Below are 15,334 nucleotides of genomic sequence, written 5' to 3'. Positions count from 1 at the left end.
CATGATTCAACGAACGTCGAGATGAACGCTCCCGCGACGATCCCGTCCCTCTCCCTCAACGACGGTCGATCAATCCCGCAGTTGGGATTCGGAACCTGGCAGGTCGAACAACCGGACGCCGCCCGCATCGTCGGCGAGGCGCTGGAGGCCGGTTATCGCCACATCGACACCGCTCAGATGTACGGCAACGAGCGGGGCGTGGGCGACGCGATCCGCAGCAGCGGGCTGGCTCGCGAGGAGATCTTCCTCACCAGCAAGTTGAACAACGACGCGCACGAACCGGACGACGCCCGCCGGGCGTTTGATCAGAGCCTCGCGAATCTGCAAACGGATTACGTCGACCTCTTCCTCATTCATTGGCCGCTGCCGACGCGGTACGACGGCGATTTCGTTTCGACGTGGAAGACGCTGGAGGAGTTCCAGAAGGAGGGCCGGGCGAAATCGATCGGGGTCTCGAACTTCCGCCCGCAGGACTTGGATCAGCTGACCGCGGGGAGCGAGGTTCAACCCGCGGTGAACCAGATCGAAGCCCACCCCTACTTCACGAACGACGCGGTGCGGATCGACAACCTCAAGCGCGGCCTGCTGATCGAGGCGTGGAGCCCGCTGGCCCGCGCCGGCGATCTGATCGAGGACCCGGCGGTGACGACCGTCGCCGCGGCCGTCGATCGCACGCCGGCCCAGGTCGTGCTCCGCTGGCACATCCAGCGCGGGGACGTGATCTTCCCCAAGTCCTCCGATGCCGGACGGATGCGGGAGAACCTGCAAGTGTTCGACTTCGCGCTGAGCGACGACCAGATGGCGACGCTGACGGCCCTCGACCGCGGCGAACCCGGCCGCGTCGGTCCGAACCCGGACACCTTCGCCGGCTAAACCGTCGATGCCGACGGCTCCCGCGGGCGGCTCCTATCCGGCCGTGCATTCGATGACGCCCGATGCGGCGATCGCGGTGCAGCCGTGTCGTTCCGCGGCCTCGGCCAGGCCGGCGTCGGTCACGTTCGTCTCGGACAGATCCAGCGCCGAGAGTTTCGGGAGATGGACGAGCGCCGCCAGCCCTTCGTCCGAGACAGCGGTGCCGCTGAGCGTGAGGGCGTCGAGGTTCGGACAGTTCTGCACCAGCGACCACAGGCCGGCGTCGGTCACGTTCGTGCCGGAGAGATCCAGCGCGGACAATTGCGGGTGCGAACCCATCGACGCCACGCCCCAATCGCTGACGTTCGTGTGGGCCAGCGACAGACTGATCAACCCCGTCGCGGCGCCGTCCATCATCGCGAGGCCTTCGTCGGTGACGTTCGTTCGATCCAGTTGCAGGGAGGCGATCGAAGGACAGTGAACGAGCGCGGCGAAGCTGGCGTCGTTCAGATCCGAGCCGGCGGCCCGCGTCTCCGACAGCGCCGGGTGCCCGGCCAACGCGGCGAGTCCCCCGCTCACCCCGACGCTGCCGCTCAGATCGAGACTGATCAGTCCGGCGGCGTCCGCCAGCGGCGCCAGTTCCTCGGGCGGCAGCAAGCAGTGCGTGAGGCGAACGCGATGCAAATTCGTCTTGGAGGTGAAGGGCCGGAGGCCGCCCCACGCGATGGAGCAATGTCGCAGATCGAGCGTCGCGTGGCGATGACGGGCCGCGGCTCGGGCGCTCTGCTCCGCGGAGAGCGTCGCCCGATTGAACGCGACGCGGGCGACATGGGGCATGCCGTCCAGCCGGTCCAGGAACTCGTTCACCGTGCCGGAATGCGGGGCGTCTCGCTGGTAGGTCGCCGCGACCGGCGTGAGCCAGAACAGCGAGTCCGTCGGCAGCGGGGCGATGCGGCGGAGATCCCGATCCAGGTACTGACCGAACTGGACCGGATGCCCCTGATAGCGAACGACATGCCCGTTCCAGGCGGCCGAGGCGTGCGGATACGTCGCCGCTCCCAACGTCAGCGACAGTCCCAACCCGAACGTCGCGACGCGTGGATGGCGCCGCGCCCATCGCTCGACCCGCCCCGGCGTGGGAATCCGCGACGCCGCCCAACGCACGGGACGACCGTAGCGGGTCAGCAGGGATTCGGAACGGTCGGCGGGGGGCAGATCGTACATGGCGACGACGATACGTCGCCGAACGCCCCGCGGTTCACACGAGTCCGAGGTTTTTTCGAATCCAATCCTCGGCCCGATTGGTCCCCGTTCGGCGACGGTTCGGCGACGGGCTCGCTGGTCGCCCGCTCCGGCGAAAGTCACGATCATCGGCCTGCTGCAATGCGCTCACTCTCCGCAGGGATCGAACCCGATGGCCGGTTACTTCATCTATTCGCTCGACGGCGACGCGTTCACGCAACTCGTCACCGAGCCGACCGACGCCCAGGCCCGGGCGCTGGCAGAGCATTTATTGAGCGAAGATTACCGAGACGACACGGCGAAGGTCGGTTGGCCGACGGAACTCGCCCCGCTTGCCGATCTCGTCAAAACCCGTCTCGCCAAGGCCGATTGGTACGGCGACCTGACCGAGGGGCAGGCGGACGTCTGGGACAACTTGGTCCACTCCTTTGCCCATGAGCCGGGCGAGGCGTGCGGGCTGGACTTCGAGTGCACGGACTACGAGAGCATTTATTGGGACTGCGCCGAGTTCGCCGCGGCGAACGGGGCGCCGTTGATGGAGGAGAAGACGTTCGGCTGCTCCGGCTTCCGCTGCCCGCCGGAGAAGCGCTCGCAATTGGAGCGTTATTACCACCTGATGACGCCCGCCGAGACGCGCACGCTACACGAGCAATTAAAGGCGGTCGAGCCGCACGCCGCGGCCCTGCCGGGCTTCAACCCGAAGGCGATGGACGACGACGACGAATCCGTCGCCACGCAGTTCTTCCTGGGTCTCTACAACCCCGTCGCCGACATCGCCGCCCGCGGCCGGGCGTTGTACGTGCAGTTGGATACGTGAGCGATTCGGCAGAGTCGCGGCAGGAGCGTTATTCCGGCGGGTCTTCAAACTGGAAGGTCGGTCCCCCGCGGCGCCTCGATTCCCGTCCCCAGACGAGCGCCGTCGCGTCTCCCTCAATGAGCGAGACGGGTAGACTTAAATCCTCCAGCGCCGGCCAGTCAAACGCCGGGTCCGCCGCCGCGGCCGTGACGCGCGTCCCGGCGAGGTTCAGGTATTGAAGCGACGTGAGCCGGGCGAGGTGCGGCAGGGCGTCGTCGGTGACCTGTGTGCCGGAGAGATCCAACCAATACAGGTTCGGGCAACGTTCGGCGAGCCGGCGAACGGTCGCGTCAGTGACGGGCGTGTTCGCCAATCTCAGTATGGTGAGAGACGGCAGTTCGGGGAGTTCGGCGAACCCGGCGTCCGTCACGGCGGTCTCCTCGAGGTGAAGCCGGGACATCTGCTCGCAGCGGACGACCGCGCGCAAGTCGGCGTCGTTGAAGTCCGTCCGGTCGGCTAGAACGCCCACCAGTTTCGGGTGATCGGCAAACGCCGCGAACTGCCCGCCGACCCGCTCGATATCTGAGACACGCAGCTGAAAGAGCGTTTGATTTTTCGCCAGTTGAGCCAGTTCGCCAGGCGGGAGCGTGCAATGAGACAGATCCACGAAACCGTACCCGCCTCGTTTCGCGATCTCAGTGACGGCGCCCGGAGCGAAGTCGCACTGGTAGAACAATAAGAACTCCGCTTCGTGAATCGCTGAGAACCGCTCTGCGTCCGTCAGGCTGACGGCGCAGCCGTAAACTCTCAGATCGTTCACGCTCGGCATGTTCTCGACGCGATCGAGGGCGTCGGAGAACGTTTCGGGATGATCCCGCCGACCGTCCTCATCCACGTCCCCGTCGTCCACGTCATAGTTGATAAAAACGCAGACCGGCGTCTTCCACACGGCGGCGTCCGTCGATAACGGCGCCCACCAGCGAATCTCTTCGGAGAGATAGTGGTCCCATTCCACGTCGTGCCCCCGCCGCTCCGCCAGCAGGCCGGCGATCTGAGCGGACAGATGCGGCCACGCGGCCCAGCCCAGCAACGCCGTGACCAGTCCGGCGAACGCGATCGTCCGTTTCCAACGCTTCAGAAACAGCACGAACCGCCGGCGCCACGGCGGGGGCGGCGGATCGCTCGGGACGCGGCGGAAGCGGAGGGCGAGGGCGCGGAACACGGCGCCCACCATACGCCGCCGGCGCCTCACATCGCCCGCTTTTTCTTGCGGCCCTGTTGGAAGCTTTCGACGACCATGTTGCCGAGGTCGTCCGCGTTGCAGTACGCCGCGACGCCGCCGGTGACCTGGGCCATCTTCTGCACGAAGTTCACCAGGCCGAGATAGAAGTAATCCTCGACCAGGGCGAACGAGGAGATATGAATGCCCTCGTTCGCGCAACGCTTGGCCTCCTTCAGCGTCGCCGCGGCGCTGCGGGGGCTGGGGGGATAGATCAGCTTGATGCTGCGATCCTCGATGTGCGCGGTCGGCTCGCCGTCGGTGATGACGATGATCTGGCGGTTCGCCGCGGGCTGTTTCTTCAAGATACGGCGGGCGAACTGCAAGCCGGCATGGATATTCGTGAAGTGCTCCGGCACGAAGCCGGGCGGGCGATCCAACGGGATCGTCAGTCGCACCTGCGGATCGTAGATGCTGACCTGCTTGGGCGCGCTATAGAGCAGTTCCTTCTCGCTCAGCGGGCTGGCGTAGGTGTAGAAGCCGACGGTCTTGAGGAAGTCGCCCTGATACTTGCCTCGCACCAATCCCTGCAACGCCATCGCGACCTTCTTGGCCTGGCCGTACTTGCCGTAGCGGCTCATCGAGCCGCTCATATCGAGCAGCACGACGGTGGCGCAGGCGGTTTGATATTCGCTGTCGTGGACGACGAAGTCCCCCTCCGCGATCTCCACCGGCGTGCCGCCGCCGGTGCGGACCATCGCGTTCTTCATCGTCTCGTGCAGGTTCAGATTCGAGACGGGATCGCCGTATTCGTAGGCTTTCGTCTCCTCATGCACCGTCTGCCCGGCGCCGCGGTGGCGGGTCTCGTGTTTGCCCAGCTTGTCCTTCCCGCGGGCGTCGAACAGCGCCTCCAACGCTTTAGACTCGACCCGTTTGATGCCCTTGGGAGTGACGCGATATTTGCCCTCGCCGTCTTTCTCGACCAGGCCGCGTTTGACGAGGGCGTCGACGAGATCCGGGTTCTCCTCCTCCCAACGTTCGAGGTTGTCCAGCACGTCCTCGCCGAAGTCGGTGAGGTACTCCGACAGCTGATCGAAGACCGCATCCGCGGATTGCGGGGTGAACTCTTCGGACCCGTCGAACGGGCGATATTCGTAGTTCGGCACGGCGTTATGCAGGAGCGGGGCGGAGTGAGGCAGAACTAGCCCGAAGCGTCAGCGAGGGAATTGAGGTTCGCCCTCTGGTCCGCCCTCGCTGACGCTTCGGGTTGGTGAAGCGGGCGGACGCGTCGGGTTGGCGGGGCGAGAGCGGCGATCGTCATCTCCCGTCGTCGTAGCCGGCCGGCGGACGCTCCGCTCCGCCGCGGAGCGAATCGCGGGCGAGAGCGGCGGCGCCGGACAGACCGCCCAGCAGCGCCCCGCCGAAGACGCACCAGCCGGTGTAGCGAGCGGCCTGGGCGTGCCAGTTCTCGGCGCCGGGCCGTTCCGGTTCGCCGGGAGCGGGGCGTTCAATGTTCACGCCGGTGTTCACCCCCGCATCGCCAGCCGCGAGGTTCATCGCCCCGAAGGCGCCGCCCAACGCCCCGCCGATCATCAGGCCGCGGACGATGACCCGTTTGTTCGGCGCGGTGACGGGAGGACCGGGCGGAGTCGCCGCGTCGGCAGAGGTCGGCGAATCGTCGGGGGCGGCTTTGGGCATCGGTCTGCATTGTAGGAGCGCCGCAGCGGGCGGACAGACATGCGCACGCCCGCGGCGATTCAGTTGCCCCCGTCGACCCGCGCCGCATGATGCGAGGCCCGTTCAAACCACATTCCCCGAGGCCGCCGTGCGTTCGCCCTTCTCCCTGCCGACGTTCGCCCCGTCGGCGATCGTCCTGTGTCTGGCGAGCGCCGCGGTCGCCTCCGCCGACGACTGGCCGCAGTGGCTCGGCCCGCAGCGGGACGGCGTCTATCGGGAAACGGGCGTGACGACGGACTTCTCGAAGACGCCGCCGAAGGAGCTGTGGCGGGTGAAGATCGGCGGCGGCTACGCCGGCCCGGCGGTCGCCGGCGGACGGGTGTTCGTCGCAGACTGGGTGATCGACGACCCCGACGCCTTCCCCGACAACCAGTTCTCCAACCCCGACCTTTCCGGCAAGGAACGGGTGCTGTGCCTCGATGCGAAAACCGGCGACGCCGTGTGGGAGTACGCCCCGCAGGTCACCTATCGCATTCAATACCCCGCCGGCCCGCGGGTCACGCCGACGGTGGAGATCGAACCCGGCGGTCTCGGCGGCCCCGGCGGACGGGTGTATTTCCTCGGGGCGATGGGCGATTTGGTTTGTCTGGACGCTCGGACCGGAGCGAAGGTGTGGGGCTATAACGTCGTCGAGAAGTTCGGTTCGACGGTCCCGATCTGGGGCTTCGCCTCGCACCCGCTGATCGACGGCGAGAACCTGTACGTGATCGCCGGTCCGACGGACGGGGCGCTGCTGTGCGTGAACAAAACGTCCGGCGAACTGAAGTGGAAGGCCTGCCGGGCGGAGGATGAAGTCGGCTACGCTCCGCCGGCGCTGTATGAGGTGAACGGCAAGGAGTTCCTCGCCGCGTGGACCGCGGAGAGCCTCAACGCCGTCGACCCGGCCACCGGCGAGGTGCATTGGAGCGTGGGATTGGCCCCGCAATATAATATGTCGATCGCGCACCCGGTGCTGGTCGAGGACGGGGACGACCGCCTGCTGTTCTGCATGGCCGAGGACTCCTCGCAGTGCGCGATGGTCAAGCTCGCCGTCGACCCGACGGACGAGCCGCAGATCCTCTGGCGCGGCGACGCCCGCACGGGGATGAACGGCGTCATGAACACGCCGGTCGTCGCCCCCGGCATGGGCGAGAACGGGGCGATCTTCAGCCCCGATAAAAGCGGCGTCTATATCGTCGCGGACATGCGGTCCGGCGACCGCCTCGCCCAAGACCGGGAATTCTTCGACAGCCGCATGAATTGGGGCACGATCTTCACGACCCCGATCCGCGACACGAACGCCGCCTACTTCGCCGTGGAGACCGGCGAACTGCAAAGCGGCACGCTCTCCCCCGAGGGCGCGACGATCTCCGGCTCTAAGACGTTATTGAAGCCCACCCAGATCGCCGGCGGCCGCCGGGTCGTCTGGGTCCAGCCGGCCTACGCGATGAAGAGCGTGTTCTGGCGGAACGACAACGAGCTGGTGCGAGCCGATTTATCGGAGTAGAGGCGGGGCGGGGCGGGGCGGCGACTCATTCCTGTTTTCCCCCTCCCTCAAGGGAGGGGGAGAAACCGTCCGTCCCCTGCTTGATCTCTCCGCCCGTCACGGCAAGCCGTCGAGATCCTGGACGCCCTTCACGTCGACTTTATTCGTCTCGGGGAAGTAGACGATCGTACGGCTGGTCGCGAGGGTCCGCGGGCCGGTTTCGGTGGCGGCGCGATACAACTGCACGAGGCCGTCGGCGTTGCCGTTGAGCTGCAAACGGTCCTTCGCTTCGTTGTACGTCGCCTGCGGGGCGTTGGCCCAGTACCAGGCGCCGGGCTTGCCGTCGTTGGATTCGCCGTGGCCCTCGATCTCCACGTTGACGCTGGCGAACAGCTCGCGGGTCTTGGGTTCGTCCGCATTGGCGGCGGCGACGTGTCGCAGTTCGAGTCGACGCGACTTCATCCGCGAAGCGCCCGCCGGCAGGGAGACCGCCGGGCCGGTCAGCAGCGGCACGCCGAAGTCCCGCACGGGGCCGTGGGTCACTTCCACGTCGCCGTCGGCATTCGGGTGGAAGATCGCATCCGGGCCGTTCAGGTTGCCGCGGACGTCCCGCTTGAAGACGACGTGAATTAATTCGCAGGGGAGGGCGATGCTCCGCTGGCGACCGGCGTTCGGCCGGACCGTGGCGTTCCCGGCGGGGGCGGGGGCGGTCTTGTCGTCGCGGCGCCAGACCTTCATATCGCCCTCGCCCTGGGCGGTGAAGTCGCCGGTCTTCCACAGCACTTCCAACTGGGCGAAGGAGGCCTCGACCCGCTGGGCCTCGCGCGGGACCAGTCGTTCCTTGGGATTGGCCTGACGCGGGTCCGGGGCGTCCTGCCGACCGCGGACGTTCACCCGGCCGTGGCAGGTGATGAGTTTGATCTCGGCTTCGTTCGCCTTCTTATCCCCCGGCCCCCGTTCGCTGGGAGACCGCTCGGCGCCGGGCAGGGAGGAGCCGAAGACGACCTTCTCCGTGAGGGTGACGGTCATCAATTTGCAATACAGGCTGACGGTGTCCTCCGTATATTGCGGCGAACCGACCTCGCCCTCGATGCCGTGGAACAAGGTGCGGGCGCCGCCGTAGAACGTCGCAACGCTGCCGTCGAACGTCATCGATTCGCGCCAGTCCACCCGCACCGATTTGCGGGAGGGGAGGTCCGGGTCCTCCTCGTCCGCGGAGAGCTGTGCGGCCGGGTCCGGTTCGGAGGCGCCGGCGAACCCCGGCATGCCCCCGCCTTTGACGGGCAGGTTGAGCCAGCCGGCGCCGACGACGACGGCGGTGTTCTTCTGGGGATCGAAGCGGATCTCCGGCCCGGTGAGGTCGGAGCCGCTGCCCTCGAGTTCCGCGGGGATCGCGGGGGAGTCCTCGGTCGCTTCCTTGCCGAACATCGTCAGCAATTGCTCGCCGGGGCCGGCGCCGGTGACGACCATTCTGGAAGCTTTGGCATAGCGCCGATCGCGTCCCTTCCCGCCGGGTTCGGTCGGCGGGGCCGCGTCCTGGAAGAGGCCGACCTGACCGGTGGCGACGCCGTGGGAGACGTAGCCTTCCTGCACCTCGACGCCCCGTTCGTCGGTCCGGGCCCGGACCAGCGTGGCGACGATGTCGTCCGCGTAGAACTTGGAGAGCGGGCCGGGTTGCTTCGGCTCTTCCTTCTCCGGCTCCGGCGTCGGTTCCGCGGGCGTGGCGGCGCCCGGTCCGCCCGCTCCGCCGGCGTCGGCGACCGCGTCGCCCGGCGGTTTGGGGGGCAGGGGCGGGGGATCGACGAAGTCGACATGCACGCTCTTCGCCCCGGCGAGCAGCTCCGGCCCCTTCATGCGGACGGAGCCGGTCGCGATCGCCTTCGCCGGTCGCATCTTCCCGCCCATCGGGTCCGCTCCGGCCAGGGCGCCGTCGTTCTCCGGCGGGGCGCTGCCGTTCGCGTCGGACGGCGGCTGATTGTCGGCGTCCGGGTTCTTCTCCAACTCCAGGACGATGTGATCCGCCGCGAGGTCGGAGCCTTCCGCGAAGGTCTGCACGATCACCTGATCGGCCAGCGCCGTGTGCCCGTTCGCATCCCGCTGGGGCCGCTTCGGGCCGGTGAGAATGACGACGTCCCGCCCGTTCCCGGCGTCGCGCTGGGTTGTGAGCGTGCCCGGCCATTTGACCAGCGCAGCGGGTTCGCCGGTTTCCGGGTCCGTCCGCCGCAGCGTCCCGGGGCCGAGCGCATTGATCCGCCGGGGGGCGTCGACGGATTTCGGGTCGACGCCCGCCGGGATCTCCGGCGGCATCACCACGAGTCGCGGACAATCGATGACGGAGTCCGGCAGCATCACCCGCACGACGTCGCCCAGTTCCGGGCGGAGTCGGGCCGCCTGTCGGAACACCGCGGGCTGCACGCCGGTGGCCGGTTGCGGGCGGTCGCCGTCGGTGCGGCCGATCAGGGTGAGGACGTCCTTGCGAACGTCGTGTTCCAAGCGGGCGGAGGTCGTCTGAACCTGCCGGGCCGGCGAGTTCACCCGGACCGGGGCGCCGTTGGCGATGACGGCGGTCGCTTCGAGATCGTCGTCGGCGGCGTAGAACCCCCGGTCGTCCCAGTTGCGGTTCTCGCGGGCGGCCCGCATCGCCGCGGCTTCCTCGCGAGCTTCCGGCGTCGCGGGGGAGAACATGACCAGCAGGTCGTCGGCGATCAGCTCGTCCGGTCCCGCCCGATCCGGCGAGGGCGGCACGGTGCCGGCCGGTTGGTCCCGCCAGGCGCGGACGCCCTCCGGTTCGATCGCGGTGAACAGAGCCGTGTTGGCGTGCGGATCGAACACCAGCCGCCCGGTCGCGGTGATGTGTACCGGCTGACGCGGTTCGTCCTGATTCACGTCCTCGACCGCTTCGGCGTCGGCGTCGGCCAGCGGGCCGCCGGCGGCATCGAGACCGGGCAGGCCGCTGCCGCTTTGCAGGGTGAGCGCGACCGGACCGCGCACGGCGACCTCGGCGAGGCCGTCGGCGGCGATGTTGTCGTAGGACCCGGGGGTGCGGGTGCGGAACAGCTTCACCTCCACGCCCTTGCCGTGGCCCTCATGCCCGCGGGCGATCCGCTCCCCGTCGCCGTCGATATGGTTCGAGCCGCCGTGGCGGAAGTCGACGGGATAGTCGCTTAACAGAATGGAGAACTTGTTCGTCGGGTCGCCCTCCCAGTATTGAAAATTGGAGCCGACGATCTGCAACCCGCCTTCGCCGTCGACCCGCACGGCACCTTGAAAGACGCCGTTGACGACCCGTCCGGGGCTGGAGACCATCTCCTCGGAGATGTTCGATTCAAACCGCAGCAGGGCTTTGCCCGCCGTGACGGTCGTGGGCGGCTTGCCGCCGGTTTCGGGATCGAGGCCGGCGTCGTCCACGACGACCATCGCGAACGGGGAGACCTGCAAGGCGCTCTTCTCGCCCCGCTCCACGATCTCCCACTCGTTCCAATACATCATGCTGTTGCCGGAGCCGATCTGATATTTCGCCTCCTCGGCGAACGGCGCATGCGGCAGGTAGCGTTGGGCGAGTTCCTTGTTGGACTTCGGAGCGAGGATCCCCTTCTCGCGGCCCTCGGCTTCGGTGTCCGCCTTCATCCGGGCGGATTCGAGCAGCGGCGTGACCGTCGCCGCATACGCCAGATACAGCCCCGTCAGCCCCGCCGCGGCGCCGGTCGTCAGCGCCGCCCGACGGGTGACGGACGTCGGCCCGTACCGCGGTCCGATCGCCGGAGCGCCGGGGCCGGGAGCGGTGCGGCGGGAATCGGGATTCGACACGGCGGCGTTTGTGAGAAGCGGATCGGTCCCGGTTCAAACCAAGCGGTTCAAACCAAGCCGATCAAGTCGGTGATGTCCACCAGCCCGATCGGGCGCCCGGCGGCGTCGACGACCGGCAACTCGCTGAGCTTCCGACGTTTCAACAGGCTGACGGCCTCCCCGACGGAGCCGTCCGGCGAGACGGTGATCGGCTCGCGGGTCATCACGGCGCGGATGGGACGGTCGAGTTCGTGTTCCCCCCGCCGGGCCAGCAGTCGGGCGAGATCGCTGTCGGTGAACAGGCCGGTCAGCCGGCCGGCGGGGTCGGTCAGCATCACGGCGCCGGTGCGGCGTTCGCCCTGCGACGTCTCCAGCACCTTACGCACCGGTTGATCGTCCGTGAACACCCGCAACGCGTCGCCGGTGCGCATCACCTCATCGACCCGGGCCAGTTTGCGACCCAGCGAGCCGGCCGGGTGGAAGGCGGCGAAGCGGTCCGGGGTGAAGCCGGCGCGTTCGCTCAGCAGCACGGCGAGGGCGTCGCCCAGCGCCATCATCGCACAGGTGCTGACCGTGGGGGCGAGGTTATGGGCGTCCGCTTCCCGCAGCTTGCCCATCGCCACGACCACCGCCGCCGCCCGGCCCAGCGTGCTGGTTTCCTTGGCCGTGACCGCGACCACCGGCACGCCGCGGCGGCTCAGCGAGGCGAGAATCTGGGTGACCTCCGCCGTCTCCCCGCTGTGCGACAGGGCGAGGACGGTCGCATCGTCGCGAACCATGCCGAGATCCCCGTGCACCGCTTCGCCCGGGTGCAGCACGCAGGCCGGCGTGCCGAGGCTCGCCAGCGTCGCGGCGATCTTGCGTCCGACCAACCCCGCCTTGCCCATCCCCGTGACGACCACGCCCCCGCCGCGGGATTCGATCAGATCCGCCGCCTCCATCAGCCCCGCCGGCGGCGCCTTGGCCAGAGCGAACAGTGCGTCGGCCTCCGCGCGCAGCACCTCCGCGGCCCGATTCGCCGCGGCGAATCGGTCGAAGGGAACGAGGTCCTGAGCAACATCGGCTTGAACGGCGGGCAGACCCACGGGGCGGGATCTCCAAGCGGAGCGGGGAACCCCACCGTTATAGTGCGACCGCGGGGCCGGGGTGAAGAGCGAGTCGCGCGGGGCGGCCGCCGTGGTAAACTCAATTCATGTCCGCCGTGATCGATTCGCCCATCCAAGCGCCCCGTGCCCCGGCTTCGTCGCCGGGGCTAACGCTGGCCGACCTGCTGGATCGCTTCGGCCCCATTCCCGGCTCGCGGGTCGTCCGCGACCCCGCCCCCGGCACGGCGACCGAGGAGGACCACGCCCGCATCAACGCCCGCGGCGTCGGCGTGTTCGAGTTAATCGACGGAACCCTGATCGAGAAAGCCGTGAGCGACCTTTCGTCTTGGCTCGGCGGCGAGTTCGTCCGGCTGTTGGGCAACTTTGTCGAACCCGGCAAGCTCGGCTGGGTTCACCCGGCGGACGGGTTCTTCCACTTCATTGACGGATTGCGGGCGCCGGACGCCTCCTTCACCCCGCGGGCCGCCCGGCCGGACGGACTCCGGCGGCAGGGCTATTCCGACGTGCCGCCGGCGCTAGTCGTCGAGGTGCTCTCGCCCGGCAACACCCGCCGGGAGATGGAGCGAAAACGGTCCATCTACTTCGCCGCGGGCGTGGTGCGGGTCTGGGAGGTCGACCCCGAGGCCCGCACCGCCGTCATCTGGGCCGGCCCGGACGACGACCGCCCGCTCGGCCCCGGCGACGCTCTCGTCGGCGACCCGGTTCTGCCCGGCTTCCGCATCGAGTTGAACGAACTGTTCGCCGCTGCGGACCTCAGCTGAGCCGCGGGCGGCCTCGTGACAGGAGCCCCCCCCGCTCAGGCCAGTTCCTTCACCGCGACGGTGCCGCTGGGGTCGTTGCGGACTTCGTAGCCGGCGGCTTTGAGTTCGTCGCGGGCGGCGTCGGCGGCGGGCCAGTCCTTGGCGGCGCGGGCCTCGTCGATCTGTTTGCACAGCGCCGTCGGGTCGAAGCCGCCGGTCGATTCGCCATCCGCCGGGTCGGCGGACGGGTCGGTGCAGAGGACGGAGTCGATGATCTCGAACGCCGCCAGGCTCTCCGCGGGGTCCGGGTGCGAACCGCCGACCCAAGGGAACAGCACGCCCAGGGCGCCGCTCATGTTGAGGTCGTCGCCCAGCGCCGCGAGGAAGCCGCTGACGGCGGGGTGGCTATTGTCGACCTCGGCGGTCGCGTCGCCGGCTTCGGCCTTCAACCTGGCTTTGAACTCGATCAGCTTGCGGACCGCCGCGGCGCTGTCCTGCAAGCCCTTCACGGTGAAGTTCATATTGGCCCGGTAGTGGCTCTTCGTCAGTTCATACCGGAGCACGCCGGGGTGCACGTCGCGGCCGGTGACCTTCCCGCCGAGCACGTCGCGAACCGTATAGAAGTTGCCCTTCGACTTGCTCATCTTCGCCCCCTCGACCATCAGGAAGCGGGCGTGCATCCAGAAGCTGGCGAAGCGATCCTCCCCCGTGGCGCCGCGGGTTTGGGCGATCTCGCATTCGTGGTGCGGGAAGATCAGGTCTTCGCCGCCGGTGTGGATGTCGATCGTGTCGCCCAACAATCGACGGGCCATCACCGAACATTCGATATGCCAGCCGGGGTAGCCGGTGCCCAAGTCGGAATCCCACTTCATGATGTGGGAGGTGTCGGGCTTCCATAATAAGAAGTCGGCCGGGTGCCGTTTGCCGGCGATCTCGTCTTCGGAGACCCGCCCGCCCTGGCCGGCGACGAGCTGATCGAGCGTATTGCCGCTGAGCTTGCCGTATTCCGGGAAGCTTTCGACGCTGTAATAGATTACCCCGCCCTCGCTTTTATAAGCGTGGCCGGACGCGAGCAGTTCGTGAATCATGGCGAGCATCCCCTCGACGTTCTCCGTCGCGCGGGGGATGTTCTCCGGCTCGTTCGCCAGCCGCATGCCGAGGGTCAGCGCGTCCTGCAGGAAGGCGTCTTCGTAGAACCGGGCGATCTGATACGGGTCGGACGGGTCTTCGACCTGGCCCTCTTCGACGGTGCCGGATTTTTTGTCAGCCTTCTTTTTCTCCGCCAGTTTTTTGGCGGCCTGGGCCATTTTGTCCTCGCCGGTGTCCTCGGTCATATGACCCACGTCCGTGATGTTCATCACGTGTCGCACCTCGGCGCCGGTCGCTTCGAGGAACCGGCGGATCAGGTCCGCGAACAGGAACGACCGGAAGTTGCCGATGTGGGCGTAGTCGTAGACGGTCGGCCCGCAGCTATAAATCGTGACCGGGCGATCCGCCGGCAGGGCGAACGGCTCCAGGCCGTGGCTCAGTGAGTTATAGAACTGGATCGAGGGGGCGGCGGTCGTCATGACGTGGGGAAGCGGGGGCGGTCCGTCGGCGGCGAGGTGAGCGCGGCAGTCTAAGCCGACCGCTCCCGACCGGAAACGTCGCTTGCCGGCTCGTCGTCGGCGGCGAGGGGAACTCGCCGCGGGGCCGCTCCCGGCGTGGCGTCGACGCACAGCGCCCGCAGGGCGAAGTGGGTGGGCACGAACACCAGCGCCGGCAGGCCGATCAGCAGCCCGCCGAACCAGACCAGCGGGGGAACCATCGTCTGCGGTTCCTTCTCCGAGGTGCCGAACACGTAGTTCACGTTCTGCGGCGTGAACCGGTCGGGCGCCTCACCGGGCCCGGGCAGCAGGAAGTAGCCGATCAGCATCGCCGCCCAAGCGATCACGGTCCACACGACCAGCCCCCGCCGGTCGTAGCCGAGTTTCCACACGATATAGCCCAGCAGGAAGGGCAGCCAGAAGTGGAAGAAGCTCAGCCCCCGCAGGAACAGTTCCTCGCGGTTGTCGAAGTCGAACATATAGTCCGTCATGCCGAGCAACTCTCCGCCGGCCATCGTCACGAAGAAGTCCGCCACCCAGACCGCCTGCGGAATCAGGATGCCCACCGCCGCGGCGCTCGCCCACAGCGACCGCTGCGTCCAGACGGAGATCAGCGCTAGAAACAGCGCCAGGTCGCAGAAGTAGAGGAAGTTCGTCGGCCCATAATAATGCCAATACACCGGCACGAGCACGGCGAGAAACGCCGTATAGATCGCCGCCGCCGGCCACGGCACGCGCCGGGGCGGAGCGGACTGATCGGCGGGGGAGGGCGTGTCGGCGGTCATCGGGCGGCGGCGATCTATAC

General features: G+C 68.0%; 12 protein-coding genes. 4 read left to right on the top strand and 8 right to left on the bottom strand.

Going from position 1 to position 15,334, the window contains the following annotated elements; genetic code table 11:
- Window positions 1-21: 21 nt before the first annotated feature.
- Window positions 22-873 (top strand): aldo/keto reductase, encoded by an 852-nt coding sequence (locus LzC2_RS05825; RefSeq protein WP_171184730.1) that lies wholly within the window; start codon window positions 22-24, stop codon window positions 871-873.
- A 33-nt stretch (window positions 874-906) separates the two neighbouring features.
- Here the strand turns inward: LzC2_RS05825 and LzC2_RS05820 are convergent, their stop codons facing one another.
- Window positions 907-2,076: a leucine-rich repeat domain-containing protein gene (locus LzC2_RS05820; RefSeq protein WP_171184728.1), complete on the bottom strand. Its 1,170-nt coding sequence runs from the start codon at window positions 2,074-2,076 to the stop codon at window positions 907-909.
- 190 nt (window positions 2,077-2,266) lie between these two features.
- Here LzC2_RS05820 and LzC2_RS05815 point away from each other — a divergent pair, with 190 nt between their 5' ends.
- Window positions 2,267-2,911 (top strand): hypothetical protein, encoded by a 645-nt coding sequence (locus LzC2_RS05815; RefSeq protein ID WP_171184726.1) that lies wholly within the window; start codon window positions 2,267-2,269, stop codon window positions 2,909-2,911.
- A 28-nt stretch (window positions 2,912-2,939) separates the two neighbouring features.
- Here the strand turns inward: LzC2_RS05815 and LzC2_RS05810 are convergent, their stop codons facing one another.
- The 3 genes from LzC2_RS05810 to LzC2_RS05800 form a co-directional block, all read right to left on the bottom strand.
- On the bottom strand, window positions 2,940-4,112 hold the full coding sequence (locus LzC2_RS05810; RefSeq protein ID WP_171184724.1) for a leucine-rich repeat domain-containing protein: 1,173 nt from the start codon (window positions 4,110-4,112) through the stop codon (window positions 2,940-2,942).
- Window positions 4,113-4,138: 26 nt separating this feature from the next.
- The gene (locus LzC2_RS22775) at window positions 4,139-5,275 is read right to left on the bottom strand and encodes a VWA domain-containing protein (protein ID WP_171184722.1); all 1,137 of its coding nucleotides are present in this window, start codon (window positions 5,273-5,275) and stop codon (window positions 4,139-4,141) included.
- A 151-nt stretch (window positions 5,276-5,426) separates the two neighbouring features.
- On the bottom strand, window positions 5,427-5,807 hold the full coding sequence (locus LzC2_RS05800; protein WP_171184721.1) for a hypothetical protein: 381 nt from the start codon (window positions 5,805-5,807) through the stop codon (window positions 5,427-5,429).
- 127 nt (window positions 5,808-5,934) lie between these two features.
- On the opposite strand from LzC2_RS05800, the gene LzC2_RS05795 reads away from it, so the two are divergent.
- Window positions 5,935-7,332 carry an outer membrane protein assembly factor BamB family protein gene (locus LzC2_RS05795; protein ID WP_171184719.1) on the top strand — a complete coding sequence of 466 codons (1,398 nt, stop codon included), beginning with the start codon at window positions 5,935-5,937 and terminating at the stop codon, window positions 7,330-7,332.
- Window positions 7,333-7,428: 96 nt separating this feature from the next.
- On the opposite strand, the gene LzC2_RS05790 is transcribed toward LzC2_RS05795, so the two are convergent.
- The gene (locus tag LzC2_RS05790; protein ID WP_171184717.1) at window positions 7,429-11,118 is read right to left on the bottom strand and encodes a hypothetical protein; all 3,690 of its coding nucleotides are present in this window, start codon (window positions 11,116-11,118) and stop codon (window positions 7,429-7,431) included.
- A 47-nt stretch (window positions 11,119-11,165) separates the two neighbouring features.
- On the bottom strand, window positions 11,166-12,182 hold the full coding sequence (locus LzC2_RS05785; RefSeq protein WP_315854549.1) for a KpsF/GutQ family sugar-phosphate isomerase: 1,017 nt from the start codon (window positions 12,180-12,182) through the stop codon (window positions 11,166-11,168).
- Window positions 12,183-12,289: 107 nt separating this feature from the next.
- On the opposite strand from LzC2_RS05785, the gene LzC2_RS05780 reads away from it, so the two are divergent.
- Window positions 12,290-12,964 (top strand): Uma2 family endonuclease, encoded by a 675-nt coding sequence (locus LzC2_RS05780; RefSeq protein WP_171184715.1) that lies wholly within the window; start codon window positions 12,290-12,292, stop codon window positions 12,962-12,964.
- 35 nt (window positions 12,965-12,999) lie between these two features.
- Here LzC2_RS05780 and cysS read toward each other — a convergent pair whose 3' ends face one another.
- Window positions 13,000-14,511: a cysteine--tRNA ligase gene (cysS, locus tag LzC2_RS05775; protein WP_171184713.1), complete on the bottom strand. Its 1,512-nt coding sequence runs from the start codon at window positions 14,509-14,511 to the stop codon at window positions 13,000-13,002.
- A 50-nt stretch (window positions 14,512-14,561) separates the two neighbouring features.
- Entirely contained in the window at window positions 14,562-15,314 is a 753-nt protein-coding gene (locus tag LzC2_RS05770) for a hypothetical protein (RefSeq protein WP_174977604.1), read from the bottom strand.
- Between the last annotated feature and the right edge of the window lie 20 nt (window positions 15,315-15,334).

It is taken from the genome of Alienimonas chondri (assembly GCF_013036045.1).
Lineage (GTDB): Bacteria > Planctomycetota > Planctomycetia > Planctomycetales > Planctomycetaceae > Alienimonas > Alienimonas chondri.
The sequence above is the reverse complement of the archived record's forward strand: the minus strand, read 5'-3'. Positions and strand labels throughout refer to the sequence as shown.